The 22,848-nt window shown below is 60.4% G+C and carries 21 protein-coding genes and 2 pseudogenes; 11 read left to right on the top strand and 12 right to left on the bottom strand.

The features are described 5' to 3' along the window. Window positions 1-30: 30 nt before the first annotated feature. Window positions 31-981, top strand: a complete 951-nt coding sequence (locus ACEVQ6_RS22445; protein ID WP_374891277.1) for a recombinase family protein — start codon at window positions 31-33, stop codon at window positions 979-981. 10 nt (window positions 982-991) lie between these two features. On the opposite strand, the gene repC is transcribed toward ACEVQ6_RS22445, so the two are convergent. The 3 genes from repC to repA all read right to left on the bottom strand — a co-directional run bounded on the left by repC (window position 992) and on the right by repA (window position 4,902). Further along, window positions 992-2,308, bottom strand: coding sequence for a plasmid replication protein RepC (gene repC / locus ACEVQ6_RS22440; protein ID WP_374891276.1), 1,317 nt, complete (start codon window positions 2,306-2,308; stop codon window positions 992-994). A gap of 202 nt (window positions 2,309-2,510) precedes the next feature. Beyond that, complete coding sequence (gene repB, locus ACEVQ6_RS22435) at window positions 2,511-3,506, bottom strand: plasmid partitioning protein RepB (RefSeq protein ID WP_374891275.1); 996 nt, start codon at window positions 3,504-3,506, stop codon at window positions 2,511-2,513. Between the two features lie 163 nt (window positions 3,507-3,669). After that, window positions 3,670-4,902 (bottom strand): plasmid partitioning protein RepA, encoded by a 1,233-nt coding sequence (repA, locus tag ACEVQ6_RS22430; RefSeq protein ID WP_374891274.1) that lies wholly within the window; start codon window positions 4,900-4,902, stop codon window positions 3,670-3,672. 334 nt (window positions 4,903-5,236) lie between these two features. Here repA and traI point away from each other — a divergent pair, with 334 nt between their 5' ends. The 8 genes and pseudogenes from traI to ACEVQ6_RS22390 all read left to right on the top strand — a co-directional run bounded on the left by traI (window position 5,237) and on the right by ACEVQ6_RS22390 (window position 12,597). Continuing rightward, the gene (gene traI, locus ACEVQ6_RS22425; protein ID WP_374891273.1) at window positions 5,237-5,875 is read left to right on the top strand and encodes an acyl-homoserine-lactone synthase; all 639 of its coding nucleotides are present in this window, start codon (window positions 5,237-5,239) and stop codon (window positions 5,873-5,875) included. Further along, window positions 5,872-6,843 carry a P-type conjugative transfer ATPase TrbB gene (trbB, locus tag ACEVQ6_RS22420; RefSeq protein WP_374891272.1) on the top strand — a complete coding sequence of 324 codons (972 nt, stop codon included), beginning with the start codon at window positions 5,872-5,874 and terminating at the stop codon, window positions 6,841-6,843. Before traI ends, trbB begins: the two co-directional genes overlap by 4 nt. Continuing rightward, window positions 6,833-7,237, top strand: coding sequence for a TrbC/VirB2 family protein (locus ACEVQ6_RS22415; RefSeq protein WP_374891271.1), 405 nt, complete (start codon window positions 6,833-6,835; stop codon window positions 7,235-7,237). The genes trbB and ACEVQ6_RS22415 overlap by 11 nt, the downstream gene beginning before the upstream one ends. Further along, on the top strand, window positions 7,230-7,529 hold the full coding sequence (locus ACEVQ6_RS22410; protein ID WP_374891270.1) for a conjugal transfer protein TrbD: 300 nt from the start codon (window positions 7,230-7,232) through the stop codon (window positions 7,527-7,529). Before ACEVQ6_RS22415 ends, ACEVQ6_RS22410 begins: the two co-directional genes overlap by 8 nt. Window positions 7,530-7,539: 10 nt before the next feature. Next, on the top strand, window positions 7,540-9,855 hold the full coding sequence (locus ACEVQ6_RS22405) for a conjugal transfer protein TrbE (RefSeq protein ID WP_374891269.1): 2,316 nt from the start codon (window positions 7,540-7,542) through the stop codon (window positions 9,853-9,855). Between the two features lie 71 nt (window positions 9,856-9,926). Continuing rightward, a pseudogene (istA, locus tag ACEVQ6_RS22400) lies at window positions 9,927-11,493 on the top strand (IS21 family transposase). Beyond that, window positions 11,426-12,160, top strand: coding sequence for an IS21-like element helper ATPase IstB (istB, locus tag ACEVQ6_RS22395; protein ID WP_374891268.1), 735 nt, complete (start codon window positions 11,426-11,428; stop codon window positions 12,158-12,160). Before istA ends, istB begins: the two are co-directional and overlap by 68 nt. Window positions 12,161-12,291: 131 nt before the next feature. Next, on the top strand, window positions 12,292-12,597 hold the full coding sequence (locus tag ACEVQ6_RS22390; RefSeq protein WP_374891267.1) for a thermonuclease family protein: 306 nt from the start codon (window positions 12,292-12,294) through the stop codon (window positions 12,595-12,597). A 34-nt stretch (window positions 12,598-12,631) separates the two neighbouring features. Here ACEVQ6_RS22390 and ACEVQ6_RS22385 read toward each other — a convergent pair whose 3' ends face one another. The 4 genes from ACEVQ6_RS22385 to ACEVQ6_RS22370 all read right to left on the bottom strand — a co-directional run bounded on the left by ACEVQ6_RS22385 (window position 12,632) and on the right by ACEVQ6_RS22370 (window position 14,480). Further along, window positions 12,632-12,805 (bottom strand): hypothetical protein, encoded by a 174-nt coding sequence (locus ACEVQ6_RS22385; RefSeq protein ID WP_374891266.1) that lies wholly within the window; start codon window positions 12,803-12,805, stop codon window positions 12,632-12,634. A 307-nt stretch (window positions 12,806-13,112) separates the two neighbouring features. Next, window positions 13,113-13,283 (bottom strand): hypothetical protein, encoded by a 171-nt coding sequence (locus ACEVQ6_RS22380; protein ID WP_374891265.1) that lies wholly within the window; start codon window positions 13,281-13,283, stop codon window positions 13,113-13,115. 507 nt (window positions 13,284-13,790) lie between these two features. Continuing rightward, a complete protein-coding gene (locus ACEVQ6_RS22375) occupies window positions 13,791-13,928 on the bottom strand; it encodes a DUF1127 domain-containing protein (protein ID WP_374891264.1) in 138 nt (45 codons plus the stop codon). A 243-nt stretch (window positions 13,929-14,171) separates the two neighbouring features. Beyond that, a complete protein-coding gene (locus ACEVQ6_RS22370) occupies window positions 14,172-14,480 on the bottom strand; it encodes a DUF736 domain-containing protein (protein WP_374891263.1) in 309 nt (102 codons plus the stop codon). Window positions 14,481-14,932: 452 nt separating this feature from the next. Here ACEVQ6_RS22370 and ACEVQ6_RS22365 point away from each other — a divergent pair, with 452 nt between their 5' ends. Further along, window positions 14,933-15,109 carry a hypothetical protein gene (locus ACEVQ6_RS22365; RefSeq protein ID WP_374891262.1) on the top strand — a complete coding sequence of 59 codons (177 nt, stop codon included), beginning with the start codon at window positions 14,933-14,935 and terminating at the stop codon, window positions 15,107-15,109. 14 nt (window positions 15,110-15,123) lie between these two features. On the opposite strand, the gene ACEVQ6_RS22360 is transcribed toward ACEVQ6_RS22365, so the two are convergent. The 4 genes from ACEVQ6_RS22360 to ACEVQ6_RS22345 all read right to left on the bottom strand — a co-directional run bounded on the left by ACEVQ6_RS22360 (window position 15,124) and on the right by ACEVQ6_RS22345 (window position 20,342). Beyond that, window positions 15,124-16,047, bottom strand: coding sequence for an ArdC family protein (locus ACEVQ6_RS22360; protein WP_374891261.1), 924 nt, complete (start codon window positions 16,045-16,047; stop codon window positions 15,124-15,126). A 290-nt stretch (window positions 16,048-16,337) separates the two neighbouring features. Beyond that, the gene (locus ACEVQ6_RS22355; protein WP_374891260.1) at window positions 16,338-16,934 is read right to left on the bottom strand and encodes a hypothetical protein; all 597 of its coding nucleotides are present in this window, start codon (window positions 16,932-16,934) and stop codon (window positions 16,338-16,340) included. Between the two features lie 694 nt (window positions 16,935-17,628). After that, the gene (locus ACEVQ6_RS22350) at window positions 17,629-18,510 is read right to left on the bottom strand and encodes a DUF7007 domain-containing protein (protein ID WP_374891259.1); all 882 of its coding nucleotides are present in this window, start codon (window positions 18,508-18,510) and stop codon (window positions 17,629-17,631) included. A gap of 83 nt (window positions 18,511-18,593) precedes the next feature. After that, complete coding sequence (locus ACEVQ6_RS22345; protein ID WP_374891258.1) at window positions 18,594-20,342, bottom strand: ParB/RepB/Spo0J family partition protein; 1,749 nt, start codon at window positions 20,340-20,342, stop codon at window positions 18,594-18,596. Between the two features lie 417 nt (window positions 20,343-20,759). Here ACEVQ6_RS22345 and ACEVQ6_RS22340 point away from each other — a divergent pair, with 417 nt between their 5' ends. Next, on the top strand, window positions 20,760-21,548 hold the full coding sequence (locus ACEVQ6_RS22340) for an NYN domain-containing protein (RefSeq protein ID WP_374891257.1): 789 nt from the start codon (window positions 20,760-20,762) through the stop codon (window positions 21,546-21,548). 172 nt (window positions 21,549-21,720) lie between these two features. Here ACEVQ6_RS22340 and ACEVQ6_RS22335 read toward each other — a convergent pair. Next, window positions 21,721-22,773, bottom strand: a pseudogene (locus ACEVQ6_RS22335) (lactate dehydrogenase); the annotation flags it as partial. Window positions 22,774-22,848 lie beyond the last annotated feature (75 nt).

Below are 22,848 nucleotides of genomic sequence, written 5' to 3'. Positions count from 1 at the left end.
TCACTCAATGATCTCAGAAGGCGCTACAGATTGGCTCGTGACGCTCAAAATCGCTCTTCACCTCGGCCTCAGGGCCGACAGATAGGTTATGCGCGCGTCTCGACGGACGAACAGGCGACTGAGGCCCAGGAGATCGAGCTCCGCTCGGCCGGCTGCGACCCGATCGTCCAGGAGCACGGTTCCGGCGCATCGCGTGCCCGCCCAGCTCTCGCCAGGCTGCTTCGTGAAATCAACGCCGGCGACACGCTTGTGGTTGTGAGGCTCGATCGTCTGGCGCGATCCGTCAGCCATTTGCTCGAGGTAATCGAGGATCTGACGCTGAAGAATGCGCATTTCCGCTCGCTTCGCGATCCGATCGACACGACAACGCCGCAGGGGATGTTTTCGCTTCAAGTTCTCGGCGCCGTCGCGCAGCTGGAGCGGGCTCTTATCTCTGAACGAACGAAAGCGGGCATCCAGGCGGCGAAGTCCAAGGGCCGGATGCCCGGTAACCCCGGCATCAGGGAGAAACGCCCCGACGCACTGGCCAAGATGACGGCGGCCCAGAAAGCGGCATACGCCCATCGCATCCAGTCCTCTGCCGATCAGTGGCTTCCGACCGTTCGTCGCATGAGACCTGACCATACATGGGACGACATTTCCCGTGTATTGAGGCAACGCGGCCTCGATTGGTCGCCTGAGCGCCTGCGTCGCGCGGTGAAGTGGATGATCAGCGAGCGGTTCGCTGATCCGGCATTGCTGCGCAAATCCCCTCCCCGTCTGCCCGAGGACCGATTGATGACGCTCGTTGCCGGCATCTATTCCTCCAACCCACATCTGACGCTGCGCGAGATTGCGGTTCAACTCGAACGCCTTCACGAGCGCACTCCCCGCGGTGGTACGAAATGGTCGCCCTCCTCCGTCAAGAACCTGATCGATCGCGCATCGCGGACGGGGCTGCTGACGGCGACCGACAGCACAACGGCCTCTTCCGCGGAATAGCGGCCGGGCTTCATCGCGCTCGAGGCCTTTGCAGGCTTGCCAACAGCCTGCTCGACGCCTGAATTTCGCCCGAACCGCTATCCTGTGGTCCCTCTGCCCCACGCTCATCACCGGCAGGCTTCTGCGCTTCGAGTTTCGCCCGCAGCAAAGCCATGATCATCGGCCAGGTTGAGAACTTTCCATATCGTGCCCGGTCGCTCAAGCTTCGCAGATAACCTCCGGCGTTGTTGATCTGGCCGGCACGCTGATAGATCCCGGCGAGCGTGATCGACGCGTGCTGCTCACCCATGGCCTCGCAAGCCTCTAGCCAGGCACTGCGGCTGATCCCCAGCATTGGTCGGGCAAGCTCAGCCGTCGCCAGCAAGTCGCGCCAATGCCGGATTTCGCCACCCTGCGCCAGCTCTCGGATCTCCGGGCAAGCATCCAGCACGATCCCCAATGGCAATTCCCGGGTCGGCAGGCTCCTCACGTTGTCAGGTTCGCCGTCGTCGTCCCTGGCTTCTTCTAACTTTCGAAAGCCGTTTTCAGATTCAATATTAGACTCTGCATTTGAATTCTGTATGTGCCGACCGGAATGGGACTCATTGGCGACCGGAATCTGGGTTTTAGCGAATGTTTCCAATACCTCACGGACTTCCGAGCATAGCGCGTGGAGATCGACGCATATGCCTTCTATAAGCTGCCTTGGAGCAGAGCGGGGCAAGCTGCTCACCAGTGTTTGATAGCTCTCCTGTATCCTTACCCAGTTGCCTGGCACGCCCTCGGTCATGCCCAGTTCGATGAGCTTCACGATTTCTCGACGAAGGATCGAGAATTGCTCTTTGGCAACACGGAACGCCTTCTTCTCGCGGCGCATAGCATCTGCGAGCTCTTTGAATTCTTCAGCTCGCGCGACAATGGGGGAAAGATCGAAGCCATAGGCTTGCTCGACCTCCCCGCCCCTACCCTTTCTGGCAAACCGCTTGCCGTTCGGGCTGTCGCGTCGAATGACCAGACCGCAATCGACCAGGACAGCGATATGACGCCGGAGGGTCGTCGCTGGCATTCCATTGGCCCTGGCAGCGAGCTGTTCGTTCGAGGGCCAGACGATTAGCTCCCCATGGCCGCTCAGTGTAGTCTCCGGATGGAACGACAGCAGTGCGTTCAAGATCGATAAAGAACGATCCGTTGCACCCAGAAGCTCCCTTGCCTCCCGCACATCCTGGAACACGTGCCATTTGTGGGCGGTCGAATCGGGCTGTGATTCCCTGACAGCCATCTGCCTTGAAATTTGGCCAAGTGTCATTGGCCGCCGCCCATAGGGCGTCGTTGCTAAATGCGTCTGCATTCCCTTTTACCTTCTGTTGGGCAAAAGAAATTGCTCGCCGAAACGGCGTTGAGCCTTAAAGACTCTTGACGGTGATTCCGGGAAATGCGATTCTCTAGCTGCGACACTAATGAGAAGGGCTTCCGGATTTCGCTTCGGTGGCCTTTTTCTTTTGCTTCTTTCCTCGGGTGACTTGATTGTCGCCTTCGGCGTCAAACCATCGCTATTCTCCTCCGCTGTCCTTTTCTTGGAATTGTTCAAAGAGCTCGTCGAGCTTATCACTCACGAACTGAGCGAACTCCGGCACAATCTTGTCTTCGAAAACAAGCGCCGTGTTTCCATCGCGCTTTTCGATGCGCGCCGCGCGTTTACCGTTGGGAGCTTTCCAAACGGCAGTTGGGCGCGCAGCTTTCTTTGGCTTATCGTCAAGCGAGCGGAGAACAGCATTGAAGCGTGCATCGCTATCTTGCTTTTGAAGCGAATGGTCTGCGAGGACGCTCTCGGCTATGGAAATGGCCCCATCGACTAAAAGCCTCTCAGCAAGTAATAACCAACGCGCTCTTCCTGCCTTTGGGGCCGGACCGATCCGCTGGACAAGCTTCTCTGGGATGCGACGCGCGACGGCGATGTACCGGCTTAGGTCTGCTTTGTCGGTGACGAGCGCGGCAATAATCGTGCTGCGGTCACACCCGTCATCTTCCAAATTCCTTGCAAAGAATGCCTTTTCAATAAAAGACAAGTCTTTGCGGTCCAAGTTCTCACGGCCCTGAGCGACAACAAGTTCGCTGTCGGTAAGGCTTCGCACGATCGCCTTTACGGGAAGCCCAAGCATTTCGGCTGCCCGCAGTCGTCTCCTCCCGTAAGCGACTTGATAGCGCCCTGGGTTCTCAAGGCTTGGTCGGACAAGAATCGGTACCTGCTGCCCGTGTTCACTCATGCTTGCAACAAGTTCGTCGAACGCGGCATCTACATCGATGTTGATACGATCCGCGATCCGAGAGTGATCGACCTTTTTAGGATCGATCGAAATGACAGCCTCACCTTCGGCAAGCTGCTTCTGCAAGTGAGCCGCCTGTTTGGCGTTCTCCGACATTTCATGGAGTGAAGCTCCCATAGCAGATATGGCGCCGGTTCTCACCCGATCCGCAGACTTTTGAGCAGGATTGGTAGTGTCGGGGCGTTTTAGGTAGAGGCTATTTATTGCATCCTTTCTGCTCATCACACACCTCCGATCCGGCATGAAATGCACATCGGGATCCACAGTTGGGAGCTCCCAACACGGGCGCGACTAGCAAGCGCGATTACCACCTGATCCGAGTTGTTGGGAGCTCCCAACAACCGACCGGGCCGCCGTTGGGAATTCTTCGAAGCCACGAGGGAAATCATTGGCGACCCCAAGCTTGCTTGATCAAGCTCTCAACTTCGCCATTGACCGCATCCAGAGATTCCATGGCCCGGTCGTATGTAGTGCGAGTTAGATTTTCGCGACCAATCTCGTAAAGCGTCTGCTTTGTCAGACCCGCATCAGAAACCGCAGCAGATTTCACCATCGGGTTCGTTAGAACGTGGTCGTCGAAGAGATTGCGGAGGAGGGCGGCAACTTTCGTCTGAGGCGCGTCTTGCGGTTCGAAACGAGTGAGGAGGTAGCGTATGAAGTCAAACTTTAAGTCTCCTCCGGCTTCACGAACGACCCCGAGTAGGTCACGTGTCATGAGTAGGAATTGGCTCATCGAGGAGATGTCGAGCATTTGGGGGTGCACGGTGACAATCATGCTGGTCGAAGCGCACAACCCACTCAGTGTCAGGAAACCCAACTGAGGCGGGCAGTCAATTACTACGACGTCGTAATCCTGTTCAACTTCATCAAGCGCCGCGGCAACCCGTGCAAAGAAAAGAGTATCTCCATTCGCCCCAGAAGTGAGCGCTTTGGGCGTTGTATGTTCGAACTCCATCAGCTCGAGATTCCCAGGAACCAGATCGAGGCCGTCAAAGTAGGTCGGACGAATGACGTCTTTAAGTGACCGTCTTTCGCTGTCATAGCGGATCGCAGCATACAGCGTCTGATTTGCGCCTACGTCGACTTCTGGAAGTACACCGAGTAGGGCAGAAAGACTCGCTTGCGGATCGAGATCGACTGCGAGAACCCTATAACCTTGCAAGGCGAGATATTGCGCAAGATGCGCTGACGTGGTGGTTTTCCCCGAGCCGCCTTTGAAGTTCGTAACAGCTAGCACCTGAAGATGCTCACCGGATCTACGATACGGTACAAAATCAATCGATTCACGTCCACGCGTCGATTGGGCGAGGACTTTGCGGATGGCATTGATGTCAGCGAGCGTATAAAGGCGTCGGCCGTTGCTCGTTGTCTGCGGTTGAGGGCCCTCACCAGCCAACGTCATCTTCCGCAGGGTCGAATCAGACACACCAATTAGCTTCGCGGCTTCACCAGACGTGAAACGACGTAGGACCTTCTGAGAAGTAGGTGGAAAGAGTGCTTCGCTCATCGCCTGAAGCTGGGAGCTCAGCAAATCTGCCTGAGTGCCGATTGTCTCATCGACACTCGGCAGGTGATTTCTATGAGACTGAACTGCTGTTCGCACGTTAATTTCTTTCATCACGGATTTTCGGGCCAAAGCACGTATTTTCCGTGACGATACCAATGAACCATTCTGGCGCAAGAGATTATTGGTTAACAACAAGTTAACGCAACATCCAGAAATTCCTGCCGAAATTGGAATCATCTATATGTGCCCGTGGGTTACGTTGCTCTTCAAGCGGATTAGACCCAATCACAAAATGCAGATTTGCAGACGTCGTCCACACCTTCATTTCTGCTCGTTAGGCACTTAACCCCGATTCGACGCCAACGCGTAGGTGCAGATCTGCATATAGCCACACGCGATTCGTGGTGATTTTTGTGTGCCCGGGTTCGATTCTCGGAGTGGAAGCATGCACATCACAGTCGTTTCACCGGATCAGTATGGGCAGCATCCTGCACTGCTGGCGCAGATGCATCGGCTTCGTGCCAAGGTCTTCGGATCACGCATGGGCTGGGACGTTACAGTCGAACACAGGGAGGAGCGGGACCTCTATGATGGGCTCGGTCCATCCTACGTCCTAGCCGTCGACGACAATCACTGCGTCGTTGGCTGCGCCCGTCTTCTGCCTGCCACGGGACCGACCATGCTTACAGACATCTTTCCGCAGTTGCTCGCTAATAGCGCACTCGCCGCACATCCCGCCATGATCGAAAGCTCTCGCTTCTGCGTCGACACCACACTGGACGCGAGGAGGGGAGGTGGGCAGCTCCACCTCGCGACGCTTACCATGTTCGCCGGTATCATCGAGTGGTCGATGGCGAACGGCTACAGCGAGATCGTAACGGCGACGGATCTTCGCTTCGAGCGTATCCTCAAACGCGCCGGCTGGCCGATGAATCGTCTTGGCGAGCCCGCCGTGATCGGCAACACGATGGCCGTCGCCGGCAGCCTACCAGCCGACCAGGCAAGCTTCGATCGCGTCCGCCCGGCAGATTACAGTTCGATCACCATTGGCAATGGTGAGGCCTCCGGCAGGAGTGCGGCGTGACCCAGTTGCTCTCCCATTCCCGCCTCGTGCGCAAACTCCAAGATGCGCTCGGCGACCGGCTCTGCGTCGCGCTCGACGATGCCAGCGTCGTCGAAATCATGTTGAACCCGGATGGCCGCCTGTTCATCGAGCGCCTCGGCCACGGCGTCGCATCCGCCGGCGAGATGGCCTCGGCGGCAGCTGAAGTCATCATCGGCAGTGTCGCGCATGCCTTGCAGTCGGAAGCGGATCACGAGCAGCCGATCATATCGGGCGAGTTGCCGATCGGTGGCCACCGTTTCGAGGGCCTGCTTCCGCCGGTCGTCTCCGCACCGACCTTCACCATTCGTCGCCGCGCCTCGCGCCTCATCCCGCTCGACGACTACGTCAAGGCCAAGGTGATGACTGAAGCGCAGGCCTCTGTGCTGAAAAGCGCCATCGCCAACCGCTTGAACATCGTGATCTCCGGTGGCACGGGCTCGGGGAAGACGACGCTCGCCAATGCCGTCATCGCCGAGATCGTCGCGACGGCGCCGGACGATCGCATGGTAATCCTCGAGGACACGGCCGAGATCCAGTGCGCCGCCGATAACTCGGTATCGCTTCACACCAGCGATAGCGTCGACATGGCAAGGCTTCTCAATAGCACGATGCGCCTGCGGCCCGACCGTATCATCGTCGGGGAGGTCCGCGATGGCGCGGCCCTCACTCTCCTGAAGGCCTGGAACACTGGTCACCCGGGTGGCGTGACAACGGTGCATTCGAACACCGCCATGTCTGCGCTGCGGCGCCTTGAACAACTTACCTCTGAAGCAAGTCAGCAGCCGATGCACGAGGTGATCGGCGAGGCGGTCGATCTCGTCGTGTCGATCGAGCGAACCGGTCGCGGCCGGCGCGTGCGCGACGTCATCAATGTCGAAGGCTTCAAAGGCGGGGCCTATCAGACCGAACACTATGCCCAGATCGATGAGGATAGCCATGCAGCCTAAGCATCATCATGCACTGACCGGCGCCGTCGCCTTGATTGGAGTGATCGTTCTTGCATCGCCGGCCATCGCCTCGTCGGGCGGCGGTGGGCTGCCCTGGGAGTCGCCGCTACAGCAGATCCAGCAGTCGATCACGGGACCGGTGGCCGGGTTCATTGCACTGGCAGCGGTGGCCATCGCCGGCGGCATGCTGATCTTTGGTGGTGAACTCAACGATTTCGCGCGACGGCTTTGCTACATTGCGCTTGTCGGCGGCGTTCTGCTGGGTGCGACACAGATCGTCGGCCTGTTTGGCGCAACGGGTGCCACGATCGGCAGTGTCGAACCGGTGACCCAGACCCGGGCCATCGCACAGTCTGCGATCTCTCCGCGGGCAGGGGAGGGGGCTCGTGGCTGAGACCGGCTCCAATCTTTCGCGCTCGCGGATCCACCGTGCCCTCTCGCGCCCCAATCTGCTGATGGGTGCCGATCGGGAGCTGGTTCTGCTAAGCGGCCTTGCCGCCATCATTCTGATCTTCGTCGTGCTCACCTGGTATGCGGCGATCTTCGGTCTGGCGCTCTGGCTCGTTGCCATCGCCGCCCTTCGCATGATGGCCAAATCCGATCCGCTGATGCGCCGCGTTTATCTGCGGCATGTTTCCTACAAATCCTCGTACCGGGCGACTTCGACGCCCTGGCGGCGATATTGAGGTTCTGTGAATGGTAGCCCTCAATCGCTTCCGGCAATCCGGTCCTTCCTTTGCCGACCTCGTCCCCTATGCCGGCCTAGTCGACAACGGTATCATGCTCCTGAAGGACGGGAGCCTCATGGCCGGCTGGTATTTCGCCGGACCGGACAGTGAGAGCTCGACCGACGCCGAGCGCAACGAGGTCACCCGGCAGATCAACGCCATCCTGTCGCGTCTTGGCTCCGGCTGGATGATACAGATCGAGGCCGCCCGCGTGCCGACGACCGACTATGCGACTGAGGCTGACTGCCATTTCCCCGATCCTGTTACGCGCGCGATCGATGCGGAGCGCCGGGCGCATTTTGAACGGGAGCGTGGGCATTTCGAGAGCCGCCATGCGCTGATCCTGACCTGGAGGCCGCCCGAGCCGCGGCGCTCAGGGCTGACCCGCTATGTCTATGCCGATGCGGGCAGTCGATCCGCGACCTATGCCGAAAGCGCGCTCGATAGTTTTCGGACGTCGATCCGTGAGGTCGAACAATATCTCGCCAACGTCGTGACGATCCGGCGCATGGTGACGGAGGAGACCGAGGAGCGCGGCGGCTTTCGGGTTGCGCGCTATGACGAGCTTTTCCAGTTCATCCGCTTTTGCGTCACAGGTGAAAACCATCCTGTACGCTTGCCCGAAATTCCCATGTACCTTGACTGGCTGGTCACGGCCGAGTTGCAGCATGGCCTGACACCGACCATCGAGAACCGCTTCCTCGGTGTGGTGGCGATCGACGGCCTGCCCGCCGAAAGCTGGCCGGGTATTCTCAATTCCCTCGATCTCATGCCACTCACCTATCGCTGGTCAAGCCGCTTCGTGTTTCTCGATGAACAGGAAGCCCGCGTGCGGCTCGAGCGCACCCGCAAGAAGTGGCAGCAGAAGGTCCGGCCCTTCTTCGATCAGTTGTTCCAGACCCAGAGCCGCTCGCTTGATCAGGATGCCATGCTGATGGTGGCGGAATCAGAGGATGCTATCGCGGAAGCCGCCTCGCAGCTTGTCTCTTACGGCTACTACACACCGGTCATCGTGCTCTTCGATGACGACCAACTGCGCCTACAGGAAAAGTGCGAAGCGATCCGCCGGCTGATCCAGGCCGAAGGGTTTGGCGCCCGGATCGAGACGCTGAATGCGACGGATGCGTTTCTCGGCAGCCTGCCAGGCGTTTCCTATGCCAATATTCGCGAGCCGCTGATCAACACCCGCAATCTCGCCGACCTTGTGCCGTTGAACTCGGTCTGGTCCGGGAGCCCGGTGGCGCGATGCCCCTTTTATCCGGCCGGCTCGCCGCCGCTGATGCAGGTCGCCAGCGGTTCGACACCGTTCCGGCTGAACCTGCATGTCGACGACGTCGGTCACACCCTGATTTTTGGGCCGACGGGTTCGGGCAAGTCGACGCTGCTGGCGCTGATCGCTGCACAGTTCCGGCGCTACCAAGAGGCCCAGCTCTTTGCCTTCGACAAGGGCCGATCGATGCTGCCGCTAACGCTGGCCGTTGGCGGCGATCATTACGAGATCGGCGGCGACGCAAGCAGAGAAGGGGTGGTGGGATCGCCGGCACTCTCTTTCTGCCCGCTGTCGGAACTGTCCACCGACGGCGATCGCGCCTGGGCGTCGGGATGGCTGGAAACGCTGGTCGGTCTGCAGGGCGTCACGGTAACACCGGATCATCGCAATGCGATCTCGAAGCAGATCGCGCTGATGGCACAATCGCGCGGCCGCTCGTTGTCTGATTTTGTCAGTGGTGTGCAGATGCGCGAAATCAAGGACGCGCTTCACCACTACACGGTTGACGGGCCGATGGGTCAGCTTCTCGATGCGGAAGAGGACGGCCTGACGCTCGGCGCCTTCCAGTGCTTCGAGGTCGAAGAACTGATGAACATGGGCGAGCGCAATCTCGTGCCCGTCCTCACCTACCTGTTTCGCCGGGTGGAGAAGAGGCTTACCGGCGCTCCAAGCCTGATCATCCTCGACGAAGCCTGGCTAATGCTCGGCCATCCGCTGTTCCGCGACAAGATCCGCGAATGGCTGAAGGTGCTGCGAAAGGCGAATTGCGCGGTCGTGCTTGCCACCCAGTCGATCTCGGACGCCGAGCGCTCCGGCATTATCGACGTGCTGAAAGAAAGCTGCCCGACCAAGATTTGCCTGCCGAACGGGGCGGCGCGCGAGCCGGGCACCCGCGAGTTCTACGAGCGCATCGGCTTTAAGGAGCGGCAGATCGAGATTGTCGCGACCGCATTGCCAAAGCGCGAATATTACGTTGTGTTTCGGCGTGGAATATTGACCCCTCTGGCGGGGTGACCGGCGTCCAATTTTGACCCCCCACCTGTTTCGTCTGACCATCCGTCTTTTGCTGGCGGATGGAGGGGGAGTTGAAGCGAGTGGATACGATTGCGCGTGTTCGTCGAGCCTTCCATGTTCAGGGCTGGTCGGTGAAGAGGATCGTCCGGGAGTTGCATGTTTCCCGCAACACAGTTCGCAAGATACTGCGATCTGATCAGACGGACTTTTCCTACGAGCGCGAACGGCAGCCGCTTCCGAAGACCGGGGCCTGGAAGGCTGAGATAGAGCGCTTCCTGGCCGCGAACGAAGGCAAGCCATCTCGTGAACGACTGACGCTGATCCGGATTTACGAAGAGCTTCGGGCGCTGGGCTACGATGGCAGCTACGATGCGATCCGGCGCTATGCGAAGGGATGGTCGAAGGATCGAGGGGCCGTGACGGCCGAAGCCTACGTGCCGCTCTACTATGCACCCGGCGAGGCTTATCAGTTCGACTGGAGCCATGAGATCGTCCTGATCCAGGGCGTGACAACCACGGTGAAGGTCGCCCATGTCCGGCTCTGCCACAGCCGGATGATGTTCGCACGGGCGTACATGCGCGAGAGCCAGGAGATGGTGTTCGACGCGCACGACAAGGCCTTCGACTTCTTCCGTGGCACCTGCACGCGCGGCATCTACGACAACATGAAGACGGCGGTCGAGGCCGTCTTTATCGGCAAGGAGCGGCTCTACAATCGCCGTTTCCTGCAGATGTGCAGCCATTATCTCGTCCACCCCGTAGCCTGCACGCCAGCATCCGGGTGGGAGAAAGGACAGGTCGAGAACCAGGTCAGCCTTGTGCGCGAGCGGTTCTTCACGCCGCGCCTCAGGGTCAAAAGCCTGGAGGAACTGAATGTCTGGCTGCTCGACAAATGCGTTGCCTATGCCAAGGCCCATAGCCATCCCGAACAGACGGCGCAGACGATCTGGCAGATGTTCGAAGCCGAACGTGGGTGCCTTGTGCATTACGTTGGCCCATTCGATGGTTTCCACAGCGTTCCGGCCTCGGTGTCGAAGACATGCACTGTTCGCTTCGACAACAACAAATACTCGGTTCTATCGACTGCCGTCGGCCGCCCCGTCGAGGTCCATGCCTATGCGGACCGGATCGTCATCAAGCAGGATGGTGTGACGGTCGCGGAACATCAGCGCAGCTTCGGCCGTGGCGAGACCGTCTATGATCCCTGGCACTATGTCCCTGTCCTCGCTCGCAAACCCGGTGCCTTGCGCAACGGTGCTCCCTTCCGGGAATGGGTTTTGCCAGCCGCGATGGAGAAGGTCCGCAAGAGGTTGAAGAGCGTTGATGACGGTGATCGACAGATGGTCACCATACTCGGATGCGTTCCCGCCGATGATCTCGCAGCCGTTGAGGCTGCCTGCCAGGAAGCGCTCGATCACGGCGTCTGCTCGGCCTCGGTGATCATCAACATTCTGGCGCGAAGCCGCGATCCGGCTCCCGCTGCAACCCTGCAAATCCCGGATGCGCTTCGGCTTGCCCATGAGCCGGTCGCCGACTGCGCCCGTTACGACAGGCTCAGGAGGGCAAGTTGATGGAACGCACGCAGGTTCTCGAACTGATGAGCACGCTGAAGCTCTACGGAATGCGCAGCGCTTATGACGACGTCATGGGAAACGGCATCAAACGGCAGCACGAGCCACCGCGCATCGTCGGTGATCTCCTGCAGTCGGAGATCGCCGAGAAACAGGCCCGGTCCATTCGCTATCAGCTCAGCATAGCCAAACTGCCACTCGCCAAGGACATCGACGACTTCGACTTTGCCGACACGCCCGTGAATGAACCCCTGGTCCGAGAACTGGCTACCGGCACCTTTGTGGCCGACCAGCGCAACGTCGTCCTCGTCGGCGGCACGGGAACCGGCAAGAGCCATCTGGCCATCGCGATTGCCCGTGCTCTCATCCGCAACAGCACACGTGGCCGCTTCTTCAATGTCGTCGATCTGGTCAATCGGTTGGAAACAGAAACGCGCAACGGCAAGCAAGGGCGGACGGCGGACTACCTCACGCGCCTCGACTTCATCATCCTCGACGAACTCGGCTATCTACCGTTCGCGCAGGCCGGAGGTCAGCTCCTCTTCCACCTTATCAGCAGGCTCTACGAGCGCACCTCGGTCATCGTCACAACCAACCTTGCCTTCGGCGAATGGCCGTCGGTGTTCGGTGACGCCAAGATGACGACAGCTCTCCTCGACCGCCTGACCCATCACTGCGAGATCGTGGAAACCGGAAACGAGTCCTGGCGCTTCAAGAACCGCTCTCAAAGCTAAAGCCGAAGATACTCATAACCCGCACTTGGCCTACCCTCTGCAACCCCGGCCAGCGCCGGGCAGGCCAAGCGCTGATCGCCTACAGGGGGGTGAAGATTGGACGCCGATAAGGGGTCAACATTCCGAGCCGATTGACAGTCGATGGAGACACGCTCTGGATCAGAGGCGAAAAAATCCGTGTTGCCGATATCGATGCGCCTGAGGTCACCGATCCCAAATGTGCGTCTGAACTGGCACTCGGACGGCGCGCCACGGCGCGGCTGATCGAGTTGGTCAATCTGGCGCCATTCGAGCTTCACGCCTGGCCCGGCCGTGACAAAGACCGATACGGTCGTAAACTCCGTGTTCTCATACGGAATGGAAAGAGCCTCGGCGATCTCCTGGTGTCGGAAGGCTTGGCCCGGACTTGGGTGGGCCGGCAGCAACCGTGGTGCTGACCGGCCCACTGCGGCGGGCCGGTCAGTGATGCCATCAGCGTCGGCGTGTACCGTCGTGTTCGAAGGCAATCTCGATTTCGATGAAGAACGGGATCTTGATCGCAAGTTTTAGGCCGAGCTTGCCCTTGCGGAAGAAGTGACAGATCACCTTGGCGAGGTTGCGAAGCTGGCGGCCGGTGGCTGCGAGATATTGGGCGAGACGTTGCATGTGATTTCTCCTTGTCGATTGCGGATATCGCGGGGATAGGCCGCGGGCTGGGACGAGGAGGGCTGCACCGGTTAGGCCGCAGCGAAGCGGAGGACCTGGCGGCACCTGAGTTTTGCTGCGCGAGGAGGCGCGAAGCGGCGGGGAAAACTTTGGCGACGACGGGTTGCTGCCCGACGACCGACCCGCAACATCCCCGGTGTCGATAGCCTCTGTCGGCAAGGAAAAATGCAACGTCGGTGATTGAGCCAAGCGGATGAACAGGTTGGCAGGTGTAAAAAAAAGAGACATGTTTTGCAGGGTGTGTCGATCAGAACGGCGGCTCCGCCTCAAGGCGCCCGTCCTGCTCGGCCATGATGACGGCCAGTTCGGCCTGAGCGCATTCCAATTCGACCTTGATCTGGCGGCGCTCGCCAGCGTCCCATGCGTTGCCAAGCTCGGCGCGCAGTTCTTCGATTTGGATTTCCAGGGCGTAGGTCATCGTCTGATCTCCGTGAGTGTGAAAGACGACGACAGCAGCCGGGAGGGGATGGCGGGGTCCAGGATCGCGTCAGCGACCGGCAGCGCCGGCGCACGGAGGAACCGAATTTGTCGAAACAGAGTGGAACGGCGTGGAGAGAAATTTGGAGGGGCCGAAGTCCTTGAAGCCGGTATCGCCGAGCGGCACAATTCCTAGATCTGAGCAGCTATCCCACCCTCTCGTGTGGCACCAAAAAGCCGGAGACGGGCTCGATGCCTGTCTCCGGCTTAGGACTGAGAGAAGATAAAACGGCGACGCGCCGGATGGGGTCGAGATCGTTTCAACCAAATTGTGGGGTCGACCGGCTGGGCTGGCTATCGTCTTCGCCGCGACGACCGTCACCATGGCCTGGATCGAAGATATCGAGGCATGCGGCAGCCCGGTCGCCTAAATCGCACGGGCAAACGGCAAGTACAAAAAAAGGGCCGCATTTGCGCGGCCCATTTTTGATCGTCAGTATCGACGTACTTACAGTCCGCGGACTGTGCTGCGAATATTCCCACGCACCAGGCCGATGTCGTTCAACGGGCGATCGTCAAGGACGGACAGTTCGCGAATAGCGCGGCGATCTGCGATGGCTTTCTTCAGCCGTTCAGCGATTTTCATCTTAGTCACCTTTGAGATTTTGATGATCACTATATGGGCATTTCTTCGCCCAAAAAGAAGGCATACGCAATTTGCGGGGCTGGTTAATTGGCGCCATCTGTGAAACCACCACGGCATCCGAGCCACCTTGCCCTTGGCCCGTCGTGTCATTCAAAAAGCCGGAGACGAGCTCTATGCCTGCCTCCGACTGGGGTGTCGAGAGAAGACGACAGCCCCGCCGTTCCCGGCGGGGCCTTGTCCGTCTCAGTCACGGTTTGGGCGGGACCAGATCAGCTGGTAGCCGTCTTCACCTTCGACCTCGGTGAGGGTCGCGTAGATCGGGGAGGGGAAGCTCGGATCGTCGAGCTTGACCGAGAGGTAGTCGCGGTCCTGTTCGGAGCGCTTCTGCCAGGCCGCGCCCAGTTCTACGCTGCCGGCGAAGATGCGGAACTGCGGGCCCTTGTCCGAGGGGTTCTCGACGCGGGCGATGCGGGCCTTGACGTTGAGGGCGAGTGTGCGGATGGAGCCGGTGAAGCCGTTTTCGGTGGAGGTGAAAGTGCCGATGGTAGCCATGTCGATATTCCCTTTTGCTCAATCGGGCCGCTCCAGTGCGGTCTCGATGGCAGTCGCAAAGGCCGGGGACGATCGGACCGCACCCGGAGGGCCGAAACGAAGTGAAGGGCGGCGCGAAGATACTTTCTTGCACCGCGAGGAATGGCGGCGCAGCCGGCAGGGGATGAAAGTTTCGCAGCGCCGTTGCGGGATAACGAGCGAGGCGCAGCCGATCACCGGTCAGACCTGCCCCATCGAGCCCGCACCTGGAGCCACTGGTATCAAGGCAAGGGAATATGACTGTGGCGGCCCGCACATGCCCAGCCCCACCTGGTTGGCAATGCCGGCGTTCCGCAAACTGCCTGGACACGACGAGGATTACCACACCCTTCGTATGGCATTCGGCCATGGTCCGCTTGCGACACCCGTCTATCGCGATAGAGTTGCGCTGCGATTCGTCGCCTGGAGGAACAATGCCAAAGCAGACCAAGCCATTCGTCGTCGAGATCAAGCCGTCCCGGAAGCTGAAACCCGGTAACCAGAAGCCGTCGATCTGGGGGTCGCTGGATTTGACGATTGCTGCAGATAATGCTGCCTCAGCAATCTCGGTAACAGAGCCGGCCACCGCTGAGAGCGGCGACCGGGTTTAAACTTCTCCCAGATATCAAGCCGCGTCCCGAAGATCCGCCACGTCCGGCTGTAACCCGTGCAGGAACGCCACCGCGCGCTGCGCATGTGCGGCTGCCTGGAAGATCGCGCGCTTGTCTTCGGCCAGCACTTTGAGCCACGACTGAAGATAGGATGCATGATCGGGCCGGGGCTCGAGCTCCGGCGCGATACCGAGATCGGCGCAAAGGAAGCAACTGCCGAGCTCTGCCACGAGCTCTTCCCGCGCCCTCTCCGTGCGGTCCCTGGCATAGCGGGAGAGATCGCGGCCGACCCGGTGTTCAGCCGCTGTCCAGTGGGTTGCTTCATGGCTGAGGGTCGCTACGTATCCAGCTGCATCCCGAAAACTCTCGAAAGGCGGCATCTGGATATAATCCATGACCGGTGAATAGTACGCTTGGTTGCCGCCATGACGGATCGCGGCGCCTGTATTGCGGAAGAAGCGGTCCGCCTGCTCGATGGGCGCGACCGGATCGCGCACCGCCGCCGGTCGGTGATAGTGGTCGGGAAGGCCATCGATCTGCTCGACGTTGAACACCGAATAGGCTTTAAGGAACGGGATTTCCCGGTCGACCTCGCCGCCGTTTCCATCAGATTGTGACTTGGTGAAGCGGCTGGCAAAGACCACTGTTGAACCGGTCTCACCTTTTCGCACGGCTGCGCCAAGCTCGACCGCCTGTTTAAACGTCATCCACATCGACGAGGTGAAGCCGCGCGCCATTTGCTCGGACCAGAGGAGGATCACATTCATGCCGGAATAGGGTTGTCCGTTGTGGCGGAGCGGGCGAGAGATCCGCCCGTCCGTGTTTGCAGCGCTCCAGGGTTTCATCCAGGGGCGCACGCCGCTCGCAAGCTCCTCGATGATTTTGTCGGTGATGCGGGAATAGATGTCAGCCCGCTGGTTCTCTGACTTCGATGTCATTTTTATCTCCACTCAATCCGAGCCGCGCCGATCGCGGTCCGTCGCGGAGGCCATAAGCAGGAGCCCGAAGCCGGCGGCCCGCACCGGAACGGCCGCAACGAAGTGGAGGACGGCAAAGCCGTTGCGGGATGGTGGCTGCTCCTGCAGGACCGACGCCAGAGACGGGCCGCGTCGGCCGGCCCGGACGCATTTCTCTGCCTTATCCTCAGCGACAGCCGATATGACAAAAGGCCGCCCCCAAAGGACGGCCTCAAACGAGATGCGGCGGAGCCAACTCCGCCGCGAGGGTGTCAGTCGAAGGCCGACATCTGGGCTGCGGCGGCCTTGCGGTCGACGGACTGGCCGGGATTTTCGACCGGACGATCGAAGGGCTTCCAGGCTTCGCCGACGATCTGCTTGTAGGCTGCGACGGCACCTTCGGCCGCCATGCGCAATGCGTGGGCCTGGATGCCCATGTCGGCGGCAAACTCCCGCTTGCGGTAGGCCGCGCTGTCGTAACCGACGGGACCGTCGAGATCCTCATCACGAGCCTCGTTCGCGGCCTTTGCTGTCGCATCGCGGGCTTGCGTGACCGCGTTGCTGTAGAACTGGCCGGCGCCATGGGCGGAGCCGACATAGGCGCCGACAATGCGCTGCAAGTGAATTTGCATGGCGCGTTCACCAAGGCCTTCGCTAAGAGCGTCCGCCGTCTCGGTGATCAGACGCTCGTGGAGATCGCGGATCCCGTCGCTGTCGATGACAGCGGTTCCAAAGCTTTCTGCGATCTTGAGGGCCTGGGCGCTGTCGGGGCAGGTGAGGCGGACCATTTCGACGGTGGCGCCTTTTCGGAGCTGGACGACGCGTGCCGAGGAATTGGCCGAGGATCGATTGGTTGCGGGCTTTGCCATGGTGGTCTCCTTGTCGGTTGCCTGAAGGTTAGAGGCGGCTCCCTGCCGGCCCTCCCTCGGGTGCGGTCGAACAAAGCCTGCGACCGACGGGTGGCTTCACAGGTCCGATGGCCCTGAGCGAGCGGACTGGCCTTGCGGACAAGCGGGGCATCGGCCCTGCGCGGGACGCGAGGACGGTTTGCGAAGGGAGGGTCGGGAGGCCGCCATGCGGCGCGACAGCGGCCTTGAAACGAACGGCAGCAGGCTTAAGACCGTGACAAACCCGAGAGAGGACCGGCAGGGTCCGATATGGGTCCCACAACCGACGCCTTGCGACCACCGCCACAGCCCGACCGGAACTATCTTCAGGCAGTCGTCTTCGCGCATATTGGCTTCCAAAAGACAGGCTCCAACCTCCGCCCACCCGCACCAGCGCCTCAGCACGAGGTCGTGACGATGGAAGCACCGCCTGCCGCATGGGTGTCCCCATCCATCATTGCCTCGAGTTCAGCTCGCCGCTCGAAGGCAAGCCGGGTCGCGTGGTCGAGCAGCAAACCCCGATTGGAGCGGGTACGCTGCCGCCCTTGGCGCCTGCGCCAACGTGCCAGCACGCTCGCGGACACAGTCAGTCGCTTGGCGCGATGTGCAATCTGGCGCTGGATGCGTACGATGGCGTGAAGAACAGCCCGATCATCGATGGGAGGGCCTGCCGCGCTCATGCTGCTGACCTCGACCAGCCGACGAAGGAGGACGGCCCCTCGTAAAGCTGGTGGCGCCCCTCATCGATGACGAAGCCGAACGGTCTGCGGCTGGCATATTCAGCGCTGTCGATCAGATAGCGGCGCTCGACCTCGCTGATCTTCCGCTCGGTGCCACGACGCGCAACCACTTCCGTCATCCCGGCGTGGTGGGTGGAGAAGATCGCAGATGTCACGATCCAGTCGTCAGCGTGGATCCGTTCAAACTCTTGGCGATCTTTGGCGCAAGACTCTCCAGCGGCAAGCGACCGGCCATGGACCGTCTCCCAGAACTGCGGCCAGGTATGCCGGATGGTTTCGTCCGCCGCTCGACGCTCATAACCCGTGAACAGTTCCGGAAATGCATGGGCGACAACAGCCCATTCCATATCTTCTTCGTACCATCCAGTTTCGTTGCGGAGCGCGGCCAGCACAGCAAAGTTTCGGTCGGAAGAAAGATGAAAGCCGCCATGGCCGGCAGTGGCATGGCACACAATGCCCGGGCCATAGATCGTCGCCGACTGCGACATGCCCCAGGGCGTGCTGCAGGAAATTCGGGCCGGGGCGCGGCCGAGATCGTGCAAGTCGCGCTGATGTTCGGCGGTTTCGATAACGCGTGCGACGAAGGCTGCCTCGTCGGCGAGGTGACCGTCATGACGATAGAAGTCCTGGCATTTGAGTAACGATAGCGGCCGCTTGATCGCCCAAGCACTCGCCAGAAAACTGCCCGAGGTCGTGGGGATCATGGCAAGTACGAGCTCGCGGGTGCGTGCCACCGGAAAACCCTCGGCGCTGAGGGCGAATTCTATACCGAGCGCGTCGGCGATCGGATCGGTCTGCTGTGAGATGAGCGTGGGCATCGGATGCTCCATCTTTGGCTGGAAACAGAGGCGCCGCCGGTGATGCCGGCGGCGCGATGGTTCTGAGATGTGTCGGCTTGAGCCTATTCGGCAGCGATGCCGTAGGCGGTCTCATGGTCGTCGAGATCGTCCGTTGACGCATCGTCGGCGCCTTCAGCCTCCTCATCAGCATCGGGATCGATCGCCTCGTCATCCGAGACATCATCCTCGTGCTCCTGATCGGCGAGGGCGCTCTCGTCGGCCGCCTCCAATGCCTTGGCGTGGCGAAGCAGCGCCGTCACGTCCTGCGGGTCTGGCGCGAAGAGGGCGCTCGCATGCACGAGCGTGGTATCGCCGGAAAAATGCTCGACGAGTGCCGCACGCGTTTCGCGGACACGCGCTTTCGGCTCGATCCCGGCATCTTTCGCCGCGCCTTCGAGCGCCTGGCGTGACAGGCACGCGAGAAAGTCTTCGCCTCCCATATCCGGCAGGTAGCTGTCGGCGCCGATAGCATCGCCGGCAATGCGTGAGACCACGCCGCTGTTCGACATACCGCGCCGGCATGACAGGACATCGATCAGAGCGGCGCGGGCCGTGACGCGAACCGTGTCCATATCAAACGACAGGCGGCCCTCATCGGTGATGAGACGCGCGGCATGGCGCCCGAAGCGAGAACTGCCGTAGAGGGCGCCACCAGCACCGGAATCGACCCGGACATTCTGGCTGGCAAAGGCGAGCACGAGCAGCGCCATCAGCGTGTCGTCTTCGATCGGTGCGCGGGCCAGCGCGTCATGCAAGGCGTCGGTGCGGAAATCACCGATCATGTCATGACCCTTCTGGGTCACATCGGGGCGAGCCTTGCCCACAGTGGCGTCACCGGCGTGCTCTTCGCCCACGCCACCCGCGGTCTGCCCCTTGGCGGGCTTGGCTTCAGGCATCCGGTAATGCACCGTCTGCACCTTGCCATCGCGATCGAGATAAAGGCCGGTCTGGTCGCCCTTGCTCGGCTTGCCATAGACGCGTTCAGCCTTTTTCGGCAGTTCCGGCTGACCGTAATTGCTCACATCCAGGATCGCACCCTTCTTCGGCAGATTGTTGGTCATCCATTCCTGCTGGGCGCCAAGGAACGCTTCGACATTCGTGGTGAAGCGATTGTCCTGGTCCGCGGGGCCGAACAGGTCATCCGCCCATTCGATGCCATAGGCTTCGCGAAGATCGTCACCGAAGCTCGCGTCGCGTGCGAACATCTTTGTTTTCGAGAGGCCGTTTGCAATCTGCCACCAGGAAGCGGTGTCGCCCTTCTTCGGCCTGTTGGCCTTCCAGACCTCTTTCTGGTCTTCGAGCGAGGCTGAGGCAATCGCGCGCAGCTGCTGCTCGTTTGGCATGTCACCGCGGGCCATCTGGTCCAGCATTGCGGGCAGGACGTTGGCGAGCAGGCGCAGTTTGCGGATCTGGCGGACGGGAAGGGAGAGCGCCACGGCGATCGCCTCTTCAGTCCAGCCAAGGGCGACCAACCGCTCGATACCGCGCCACTGATCGACGGGGTTCAGCGGCTCACGGGCGATGTTTTCGACCATGGAGCGCATGGCGCCGTTGTCGTTGGCAGCTTCACTAACGACGACCTCGATCTCTTCGAGACCGGCGGCGATCGCGGCCTGCACGCGCCGATGGCCGGCCTGGATCAGATAACCATTACCGCCATCCACCTGCGGCGACACGACGGGTGGCTGGATAATGCCGACAGCCTTGACCGTCGCCAGCAGCAACGCATCGGCTTGGGCTGAAGACTTCGATTGGCGGGCGTCGTCCGGGTTCGCGTTCAGCGCACGGGGATCGATCTTGAGGATCTGCATCGGTTTGCTCCTTGTCGGGTACGGAGCGGCAGGCTTGCTGCTCCTTCATGTCTTCATTCCTTCGAAGACACATCCCAGAGCGCGGGACGGGCCGGCCGGCGCAACTGCAACCGAGCGGCCCTGCCGTAAAGCCCAAGCGGAGCTGTCAGCTCTGCGACAGGCGAGGGGCCGGGCTGCGGAGGTTGCGGTTGAGCGTCAGCGGCGACGGGCTGACCGACCTGCGAGGAATTCACTTCCCTTTTCTTTCCTGTTCTCTTATTTCAATTGCAGTCGTGAACAGGCGGCACCTCACGCTGCCACCTTGACATCTCCCCGGTGATTTCATAATTATTCACTCAATCGCCCCCCTGGTTGCTGTTGACCCCTTTTCATAAACGGTCAACCCGCCCCAGGGGGTTTTCCGTTTCTGGGGGACTGATGAAAACCACCGCAATTCTTGTCGATGGCGGCTTCTTCGTGCGCAGGTTTGCCAGCGTTTATCCTGACATCGATCGCCACGACCCGAGCGCCGTGGCCGAGACGTTAAACCGCATGTGTCTTGCACACCTCTATTCACGTGGTGGCAAAGGGCAGGGCAGCAGCAAGGTTGCAGACCTATATCGCATTTATTTTTATGATTGCCCGCCTCTCGAAAAGCGTCTTCATACACCCTTGTCCAAAAAGGCGTTCAATCTCGCGACCCAGCCTGAAGCGTTTTTCAGAAAAGCTCTTCACGCCGAGCTTCGCCAGAACAGAAAGACTGCGCTCAGATTGGGTCGGTTGGATGAGAAGAACGGGGCATGGACCCTCAGGCCCGCTGTGATGCAGGACCTGATCAAGGGTACTAGGCTTTGGGCAGACCTGACCGATGACGATTTTTATTATTATGCACGCCAGAAGATCGTCGATATGAAGATTGGTCTCGATATAGCCGTTCTCGCAGAAAAGCGTCTCGTCAATCAGATCGTGCTCGTCGCGGGAGATAGCGATTTCGTGCCCGCCGCAAAACATGCAAGACGTGAAGGCATCGACTTCCTGTTGGACCCGATGTGGAACAATATCGCACCCGATCTGCACGAGCATATCGACGGCCTCCGCTCCACATCACCCAACCCGAACAAACGGCGCAGGCCCTTGGCAGCAGCAGAAGCCGCACCGGAGGACGCTGTCGATCCAGGTCCGGTGCTAAATGCCGCGGATGGGCACGCGCCGGAAGATGAGCTTTGAGCAAAAAAAATGGGCCAGCGAATAACCGCGGCCCATGAAGTGTGAAGGTCAATAAAACCTCCAGAGGGGAACAGCTGGTGCGGCGGAACTGGGAGGTGACCGCCATGTGCATCAGCTGTGTGCGTTATGATGAAATTCTCATCGCAATGCACCTAAATTTTGTGCAGTGCAGCTATGCGACCGACGCTTGGCTTGCTTCCGCGATCATATCCGCTGCCAGCAATGCATCGTTCTCGCGCAACTGCCGGCGCTTCTCTGCAAGCTCTTCGGCAAAGGCAAAGACGCCGCCATCGCGGGACCGATAGGAGGCAAGACGGCGCTCGGCGCTGTCGAGCTGCTGACGATGTCGCCGCTGTTCGTCGTCGAAACCGTCAAACGCATGTTCGAGACGGGATATTGCTCCAAGCGGCGTGACGGTAACGGCCAGATCGATCTCGTAGTCGGCGCCGGTGCGTTGTAGGAGGGCCTGGTAATGGAAGCCGTCCTTACCAATCCGCTCCCCATCGAAGACGAGATCAAACCCACCGATCGTCGCGAGATGAACCTCGCCAACGTGCTGCAGCTGAACGAGCGTCAGAATTTCCTTCATGACTGCGCGGCCCGCGTCCTTACGCTCCGTATAGAGCTGGCCAACCGCCGTCATCGTGAAACTTTCACCATGGGTCGGGACCAGACGATCGATATCCTGTCCGATCTGAGCGATGCGCCGATTCGCGTGCTCGATGTCACGCTCCGCGTCGCGGATCTGCCGGCGTACCGCATGGAGGTCATCGTCATGCGCGGCACGAAGGCGTTCGAGCCGGGCGATATCGGCTTCGAGCCCCGCCTTCTTCATCAGGCGTTCGTCGCCCGAAGCGATCGCCTTGGCCATGGCGAACTGGTTGGCCTGGCCTTCGCCGAGGTCCTCGAGCCGGCGGATCGAGGTGTCGCCGGACAAAGCTGCAGCGATGAAACGAGCCTTGCGCTCGTTGTTCTGCCACATCGAGGCATCGAGCGATCCTTGCGTGGCATAGGCGAAGATATCGACGACATCGTGCTGATTGCCCTGGCGGACGATCCGGCCTTCGCGCTGCTCGATCTGTGACGGCAACCATGGGACGTCGAGATGGTGGAGCGCCTTCAGGCGAAGCTGGGCGTTGACGCCGGTGCCCATCGTTTCGGAAGAGCCGATCAGGAACCGCACCCGGCCGGCGCGGACATCGCCGAACAGACGTTGCTTGGCCTGTCCGACATCAGCGCCTGTGAGACAAAATTGGTTGAGTTGAGAAGAGAGGATTTTCGGCTCATCGTAGCTCTATCG

Source organism: Ensifer soli (assembly GCF_041928815.1).
In the GTDB taxonomy this organism is placed as follows: Bacteria; Pseudomonadota; Alphaproteobacteria; order Rhizobiales; family Rhizobiaceae; genus JBHFEI01.
Note: the sequence above shows the minus strand (reverse complement) of the source record. Positions and strands in the feature narration are given on the sequence as shown.